At 60.7% G+C, this 7,617-nt stretch carries 9 protein-coding genes and 1 pseudogene; 6 read left to right on the top strand and 4 right to left on the bottom strand.

Translation table 11 applies throughout. The features are described 5' to 3' along the window. From ABWY06_RS22350 to ABWY06_RS22340, 3 genes and pseudogenes are all read left to right on the top strand, one after another. Window positions 1–190: pseudogene (locus tag ABWY06_RS22350) on the top strand (ethanolamine permease); the annotation flags it as partial. 87 nt (window positions 191–277) lie between these two features. Beyond that, window positions 278–898 (top strand): hypothetical protein, encoded by a 621-nt coding sequence (locus ABWY06_RS22345; protein WP_353927791.1) that lies wholly within the window; start codon window positions 278–280, stop codon window positions 896–898. A gap of 176 nt (window positions 899–1,074) precedes the next feature. Further along, a complete protein-coding gene (locus ABWY06_RS22340) occupies window positions 1,075–1,530 on the top strand; it encodes a GNAT family N-acetyltransferase (protein WP_353927790.1) in 456 nt (151 codons plus the stop codon). Window positions 1,531–1,546: 16 nt separating this feature from the next. On the opposite strand, the gene ABWY06_RS22335 is transcribed toward ABWY06_RS22340, so the two are convergent. Next, window positions 1,547–3,127: a protein kinase gene (locus tag ABWY06_RS22335; protein WP_353927789.1), complete on the bottom strand. Its 1,581-nt coding sequence runs from the start codon at window positions 3,125–3,127 to the stop codon at window positions 1,547–1,549. Between the two features lie 256 nt (window positions 3,128–3,383). On the opposite strand from ABWY06_RS22335, the gene ABWY06_RS22330 reads away from it, so the two are divergent. The 3 genes from ABWY06_RS22330 (at window position 3,384) to ppa (ending at window position 5,492) form a co-directional block, all read left to right on the top strand. After that, window positions 3,384–4,040: a DedA family protein gene (locus tag ABWY06_RS22330; protein WP_353927788.1), complete on the top strand. Its 657-nt coding sequence runs from the start codon at window positions 3,384–3,386 to the stop codon at window positions 4,038–4,040. Between the two features lie 6 nt (window positions 4,041–4,046). Next, window positions 4,047–4,856: a M90 family metallopeptidase gene (locus tag ABWY06_RS22325; protein WP_353927787.1), complete on the top strand. Its 810-nt coding sequence runs from the start codon at window positions 4,047–4,049 to the stop codon at window positions 4,854–4,856. A 105-nt stretch (window positions 4,857–4,961) separates the two neighbouring features. After that, window positions 4,962–5,492: an inorganic diphosphatase gene (gene ppa / locus ABWY06_RS22320; protein ID WP_353927786.1), complete on the top strand. Its 531-nt coding sequence runs from the start codon at window positions 4,962–4,964 to the stop codon at window positions 5,490–5,492. Between the two features lie 423 nt (window positions 5,493–5,915). Here the strand turns inward: ppa and tnpB are convergent, their stop codons facing one another. The 3 genes from tnpB to ABWY06_RS22305 all read right to left on the bottom strand — a co-directional run. Further along, a complete protein-coding gene (tnpB, locus tag ABWY06_RS22315) occupies window positions 5,916–6,068 on the bottom strand; it encodes an IS66 family insertion sequence element accessory protein TnpB (protein WP_353927785.1) in 153 nt (50 codons plus the stop codon). 336 nt (window positions 6,069–6,404) lie between these two features. Then, the gene (locus ABWY06_RS22310; protein WP_353927784.1) at window positions 6,405–6,908 is read right to left on the bottom strand and encodes a hypothetical protein; all 504 of its coding nucleotides are present in this window, start codon (window positions 6,906–6,908) and stop codon (window positions 6,405–6,407) included. Between the two features lie 391 nt (window positions 6,909–7,299). Next, window positions 7,300–7,617, bottom strand: a 318-nt coding sequence (locus ABWY06_RS22305) for a hypothetical protein (RefSeq protein WP_353927783.1), incomplete at its 5' end; no start/stop codon positions are given.

Here is a 7,617-nt window from a genome sequence, read left to right as displayed (position 1 = left end):
CCCGGGTTACCCCGTGGTGCCGGGCATCGCCCTGGCCCTGGCGCTGGTCTGCCTGACCGCCATGGCCTGGTTCAACCCGGTGATCGGCCTGGTCTTCCTCGGCTTTATGGCGGTGGGCTTCGTCTACTTCCAGTTGACCGCCCGCCACCGCGCCGAGGCCCCCGCCGACGCCATGCTGACCGGCGCCTAAGCGCCTCGCCATGCCGGGCCAATACCCGGCATGGCGCGGTACGTCACGCGCCGTTTACAATCGGCGTTTTCCCGAGGAGGCGTCCCGATGGTCATTCGCAGCGTGCTGTTCAGCCTGGCAACCCTGCTGCTGTGCGCCTGTTCGCCCTCAGTCGGAACACCCGCCTACATCGCACCCGAACCCGGCCTGATCGGTAATCCACGCTTTGAAAGCAAGGCTAACAAACCCAACAAGATCGCCGAGCCCTGGCTGACCTCCCAGCATGCGGGGGTACCTTCCTACGAATTTTCGAGCCTCGACGGTGTACTGTCGATCAAGCGCGTGGACGAGCAGGTCTGGGCCCACCTGGCGCAGCGCATCGATGTCAGCCAGCTGCATGGCCAAACCCTGGAGTTCTCCGTCGAGTTGTCCGGCACGCTGGACCAGAGTCACGGCGAGCCCCTGGGCCCCACGGGCCTGGGCCTGACGCTGCGCGGCAAGACGCCGGACCAGCCGCGCTCGATGCCGAACCGGGCCATACTGTTCAACCAGTCCAGCGAGCCTGGCATGAGCGTCGGCGCCCAGGATTGGCAGCGCCAAAGCCTGCGCTTCAAGGTGCCGACGACGGAAGAAGCCCGAGATGTCGAAGCCGAGCTCTATATCGTTATGACCCTGGGCGGCGAACTCAAGGCTCGCGGTCCCAGCCTGCAGGTAGTCGAGACGGACTGACGGCGGGTATTGCCGCACCATCAGGTCCCGCCGTAAGGCTACCCCGGTCCACGGACGACAGAAACAGAGGCGGCCTGCGCACTGCGACAAATCAAACGCTTGCTTTGATTGCGCTTTCTATACTCGTTGAGGCAGCATCGGCTAACAGCCCCATCCCCCTGAAGTAGAGGTCCACCATGCGCATCGTCCAAGCCACCCTCGAGCATCTGGACCTGCTGACGCCGTTGTTCATCAAGTACCGCGAATTCTACGGCGAACGTGCCTTCCCCGACTCGTCGCGCAAGTTCCTGGAAACCCGCCTGCGGCGCAAGGAGTCGGTGATCTACCTGGCCCTGGCCGATGACGATGACAAGTTGATGGGGTTCTGCCAGCTCTATCCCAGCTACTCCTCCCTGGCGCTCAAGCGGGTGTGGATCCTCAACGATATCTACGTGGCCGAGGATGCACGGCGTCAGCTAGTGGCGGACCGCCTGCTGCAAACCGCCAAGAAGATGGCCCGCGAAACCCAGGCCGTACGTATGCGCGTGGCGACCAGCCGGGACAACGAGGTGGCGCAGAAGGTCTACGAGTCGATCGGTTTTATCGAAGACGCTCAGTTCAAGAACTATGTACTGCCGATCAACGAAGACTGAGCTGAGGTGCGCGCCCTTAGCCGCGCAGCCACAGGCCCAGGAGTAGCGCGACACCCAGCGCTAATGCCGCGGCCAGGCAACCCGAGAGGACAGGGCACGCCGGCCGCCGCGCCGACGTCAGCGGCGCTTCGAGGGCTTGTTGCAGTTCGGAAAGCGCATCGAAACGAGCCTCGGGCCGGGGTGCCAGCGCTTTGGCCAGAACCCCGTCCCAGCCGACGGGCAATTGTGGATTGAACCCCGCCAGCGGCACGTAACGGCAATCCGCCGATGCTCGTCGGCGCGCCACTTCCGGCCACTGGCCGCAGAGCAACCAGTAGCTCAACGCCGCCAAGGCGAATTGATCCGCTCGTCCATCCACCCTGCCCCCTTCACGCAGTTCAGGCGCCAGGGGTAGCGCATCGGCGGGCAATGGCTGGCGCGCCACGCCGGGTATCAGGGCCGCCTGATCGGGCAGCAGCAGTACCGCACCGTCCTCGCCCACCAGCACCTGCCGCGGGTGCAACCATAAGCCCTGCAGGCCCCGTCGTTGCAATGCCCGCACCGCCTCGATCAAGGGCACCAGCAGCGCCATCAGGCTGGAGGCGTCCAGCGGCCCCCGCGCCGCCGCCCAGTCGACCAAGCTGCGCATGCCCGCCGCAGGTGGCTCGAGCAAGGTAAAGGCATGGTGGCGCGGTTCCCAGGGCGAGAGCACCCGCGGCAGGCTGCTCGCCGAGCAGCGCCGCAGCGCCCACTCGCGCTGCCAGAACGCTTCGTCAGCGGCCTGTTCCGCCAACCAGCACAACGCCTCACGGCCGTCTTCGTCCTGGGCGTGGAACAGCCGTTGTCGTGGGCCATAGGGACATGCTTCCAACAGGCGCCAGCCGTCGACACGGTCTCCGCTGCGGGGTCGCGTCCAGGCTGGCCATTGGTCCGCGGGGGGCCCCGCGAATCCCTCCGGGACCATGCAAGGCAACAGGATTGCCGCGGCACCTGGCGCCCTCAACAAGGGTTCGAGCGTTGCTTGCAAGTGCCCGGCCTGCAGGCCCCGGCATGCCTCGCCGAAGCCTTGCAGATCGGCCACCGCCAGCAATGGTTGCGGCGCCAGCAGCAGCACCTCACCGGCACTCAACGGCAGGCGATGCTGAATCAACGCCAACTCCGCCTGTCGGCCCAGGGGCAGATGGTCCGGTCCTGGCAGGCTCTGTAGCGTACCGTGCCGGTAGCGCAGCAGGCCGATCGCACCGGCCTGCAGGAACTGCGCGTCTTCGTCCTGGATCAACAGCAGGCCGGCGTAACACTCCGCCAACCCCGGCTGCACCCACCGCTGACGGTAAAGCGCGGCGTTAAGCCCGGCGAGCACCTGACGGGCGGCTTGCACCTCGCTCCACCCCTGGGGCGTGCAGCGGTAGTCGGCGAACAGCGCATCCAGTTGACGATCCAGTATCGGCCCCAAATCAGAGCAATGGCGCGCCCACAGCAGTACCAACAGCAACACCGGAGGGCGTCCCGGGCGTCCCGCCAACCATTGGCCACGCACCCGCGCCGCCTGGGTTGGCAGGTCAAGGCCATGGCCCAGGGCCAGGCTGGCCTGGGGATGTTCCACTAACTGCGATGGCATGGCAGGCATTCTCCAGCGAGGGCCTAGCGGCTCTTGCAGCCTTTATGCCGAACCTCGCCGCACCGCGTGTGCCTGCGCCGGCCGCAGGCCAGCACTCTTCGATAACGCCGGCTCGAGGCACAGCGACCGGGGTTCGAAAACATCTGCGACAAACTGGTCAGCCAGCGCGCGCTGGTGGTCGTATAATGCGGCCCTCACTGCAGGCGCCTCCCAGGCCCAGCGCACCCTTTGCCTCGCGCACCGGAACAGGCGTCTTATGGATTTCAACCCGCTCGACCTTATCCTGCACCTCGACAGTTACCTGGCGATGCTGGTCGCCAACTACGGCGTTTGGATCTACGCCATCCTGTTTCTGGTCATCTTCTGCGAGACCGGCCTGGTGGTGATGCCGTTCCTGCCGGGCGACTCCCTGCTGTTTATCGCCGGCGCCCTGTGTGCCGGTGGGGCGATGGATCCGCTGCTACTGGGCGGCCTGTTGATGCTGGCGGCCATCAGTGGCGACAGCACCAACTATGTGATCGGCCGAACGGTGGGGGAACGCCTGTTCAGCAACCCGAATTCGAGGATCTTTCGCCGCGACTACCTGCAACGCACCCATGACTTTTATGACCGGCATGGCGGCAAGACCGTAACCCTGGCGCGCTTCCTGCCGATCGTGCGGACCTTCGCCCCCTTCGTCGCCGGCGTAGGCAAGATGCCTTACGGGCGCTTTTTCGCGTTCAGCGTGTTCGGTACCGTCCTTTGGGTCGGCGGCCTGGTCACCCTCGGCTACTTCTTCGGCAACGTGCCTTTTATCAAGAAAAATCTCTCGTTGATGGTGGTGGTGATCATCGCCCTGTCGTTGCTGCCGATGTTGATCGGCTGGGTGAATCATCGCCTGCGCCCGGCCACCGCGCTCAAAGAGCCCAACTGACCCCGCATGTGGTCGTTCCGCCGCTGGCGTCAGCGCCGCATTCTCGCCCGACATCCGGTCGAGGATGCGCTTTGGGGCCGGGTGCGCGAGGCTCTGCCGATTCTCGACGGCCTGAATGCCGAGGAAGACCAGCGCCTGCGCGAGCGGGCCGTGCTGTTTCTGCAGGGCAAACACCTGACCCCGCTGGCCGGGGTCGAGCTGGGCGATGAGCAGCGCCTTTTCCTGGCGGCGCAAGCCGAACTGCCCCTGCTGCACCTGGCCGACCTGAACTGGTACCAGGGTTTTCACGAGCTGGTGATCTACCCCGATGACTTCGTCAGCCCCCAGCGCCACCGCGACGCCAGTGGCGTGATGCACGAGTGGGACGCCGAGCACAGTGGCGAGGCCTGGCACCAGGGGCCGGTGATCCTGGCCTGGTCCGGTGTGCAAGCCAGCGGCGCGTGGGAGGGTTACAACCTGGTGATCCACGAACTGGCGCATAAGCTGGACATGCTCAACGGCGACGCCAATGGGCTGCCGCCGCTGCACCGGCAGATGCGCCAGAGCGACTGGGCCCAGGCCATGCAGTCGGCCTTCGACGACCTTAATACGCGCCTGGACCGCGACCCCGACGCCGAGCCCCCGATCGATCCCTATGCCGCTGAAAATCCCGCGGAGTTCTTCGCGGTCACCAGCGAATATTTTTTCAGCGCACCGGACCTGCTGCAGCAGGCCTACCCGGCCGTCTATACCCAGCTGCAGGCGTTTTACCGGCAGGATCCGCTGGCGCGCCTGGAGCACCTCAAGGCCACGCATCCGCACTACCGAGCGCCGTGAGACAGCTGCCACGCGACCAATGGCCAGGCACACCGGCGTGGTAACGTCCGCATAATTTGCCTATAATCGCGCCACTTTTTTTGGCCCATCCCAGGGAGTGACCCCATGAGCTACAGCAAGATTCCGGCAGGCAAAGACCTGCCGAACGACATCTACGTCGCCATCGAGATTCCGGCCAACCACGCGCCGATCAAGTACGAGATCGACAAGGACACCGACTGCCTGTTCGTTGACCGCTTCATGGCCACGCCGATGTTCTACCCGGCCAACTACGGTTATATCCCCAACACCCTGGCAGACGATGGCGATGCGCTTGACGTGCTGGTGGTCACCCCTTATCCAGTCGCACCGGGCTCGGTGATCCGCGCGCGTCCGGTGGGCGTGCTGCACATGACCGACGAAGCTGGTGGCGACGCCAAGCTGTTGGCCGTACCGCACGACAAACTGTCGGCGCTGTACCACGACATCAAGGAATACACCGACCTGCCGCCGCTGCTGCTGGAGCAGATCAAGCACTTCTTCGAGAACTACAAGGACCTCGAGAAAGGCAAGTGGGTCAAGGTCGAAGGCTGGGGCAATGCCGACGCCGCCCGCGCCGAGATCCTCAAGGCCGCCGCCGCCTACGAAAAGCAGTAACCGCACGAACCCGCGGGCCCCACACGGCCTGCGGCGCCTGAGAAAACCCCGGCCTGGCCGGGTTTTTTATGCGGATTTACGTGCCCGTGCCTGCCGATACACAGGGTGTTGGGGATGATACTGATTGCCCTCAATGCGCGTTAGATCACGCGCACGCAAGCGCATCGCAATCGAGTGCAACGCGCCCTGCCTGACGGTGGCCAAGTCATGCTGGATTTGCTACAGTCGCGGCCCGTTTCAGCGGCAACGCCTTGAACGGCAACGAGAATTTAAAGTGGTCCCGGTTTATCAAAAGCAAACCGGTACCACCCCCTAAAAGCCGGCCACAAGCCGGCTTTTTTATGCGCCATTGAAAACCGCTCTCATCTTTAGAGGATCGGTGCAACCTCTCTAAATCAAGGGTTTTGGCCTATTTTTGCCTTTCTAAAGTCTTTTATCATCCACTGACTTACACGATAAAGTGGAGGACGGGTGAGCTCGGTTGAGAAAGACGAACAGCACCGAGTCGAACACGCCGACCTTGATATCCAGTTCGATCAGGGCCGCCAGGCCCTCGATGGACTTACGGAAATCCACCGGCGTGGGGTAGAAGGTAGGCTTTTTCGACTTTTGCGTCGGGTTGCATCATAAGGCGCTGGCTCCAGAAAGAGATCGGGAGCACAGCATCAGGACTCAGGCAGCGGATTTGAAGGGGTAGATGATGGATCGTTTACCCTATACCCATCGCCAATGTAAACCTTATTAAGAAGACGACTAACCTTACCGCCATCACTTACAATATTTAATCAGGCCTTATATGAAAATTCCATTTTCACCTCTAAGTTTCAACAGGCACCTAACGAATAGCTAAGAGGCCGACTTTAGCCGGTCCCGAGTGAGCGAAGCGAGCGGCTTGAACCATTTGTTAACTGCTTAGTATTTGAGATTTGCACCGAAATCTGGATTCTCTTCGTTTTCAATTTGCGCTTTCCATTGGTCTAGTTGTCCGTCATGCATCTCCCAAAAAACTCTTAGTTGTTCAATGTATTCGAGCACGACCTGTTTATGACCATGGTCCAATAGGGCTTTTGCCAAAAGCATATTGGGACCGAATGTATCAAGCTGAGGTGAGCCTGGAGTGTTACCAGACGCATGCAGGAAAGCTGCGGCCTCGTCAGGTTTTCCATGTTCTAATGCGATTAAACCTTTGTAAAGATTGGCCTTGTGAATTGCGTTGCCATAATTCCAATCGTCAGGGTATTTACCAGCCAAGGTTAAATATTCATCTGCCAATGAAAGAACTTCAGGGATTTGGTTGTTGAAATACTTCTCCTCAATTAAGTCTTCCATGGCATAGAAACGTTTCAGGTCGTTCGGGATGAAAAGATCACAGCCAGAGAATGTGACAAGAATGAGTAGTGCGAGGATTTTGTTCATGTACACTCTATTTCTGTAGCAGCTAATGAATAAGCTAACAGGCGAGCAAAAGCGTAGCTTTTGCGAGTCCAGTGAGCGAAGCGAACGGTGTTGAGCGCATTATTAGAGGCCTGCAGTGGAGACAATTTTCTCTCCTTTGCATTTCTCGCATATCTCGAAAGCGGCTATATACGCGCCAACTTCGATACGCTCGATGCAAACATCTCCCTCGCCTCTACAGTGCGAGCAGATTTGATAGCCAAAATTTGGCTCTCGCTTACCGTTCTTAACGGCGGCCAAAAACAGTCTCTTTCGTATTGAGTCTTTGGCCCCGAGGTTACTCAAAGCAGATGCCTCTAACGTTTGGTTAAGGGGCCGGCTTTAGCCGGTCCCAGTGAGCGAAGCGAACGATTTAAGCGCATTGTTTGGTACCGGCACTGTGCGATTTTGGATAGTAGCGGCGAATAAACGCTTGATTGCCGAGCTGAGTATGGGCGCCACGGGAAAAAACCTCAACGCCACTGGCAGGAGTAGCACCAAGCCAATAGGCGTGCCACCAACCAGTCGGCTCTATGCAATAGTTGGCTTGCTCGTCGCTTAAGCAGTACTGAGCCGCCTCCACTTCTGCAAGATTTAAAGCATGATCGAAGCTATTTGCTTCGAAAAGCACCACTCTTTCTTCTATGCGGTCTGTGACGCCGTCCGCCTTCATATACCAGCGGAAAAGCCC

This window comes from Pseudomonas sp. (assembly GCF_040514055.1).
Lineage (GTDB): Bacteria > Pseudomonadota > Gammaproteobacteria > Pseudomonadales > Pseudomonadaceae > Aquipseudomonas.
The sequence above is the reverse complement of the archived record's forward strand: the minus strand, read 5'-3'. Positions and strand labels throughout refer to the sequence as shown.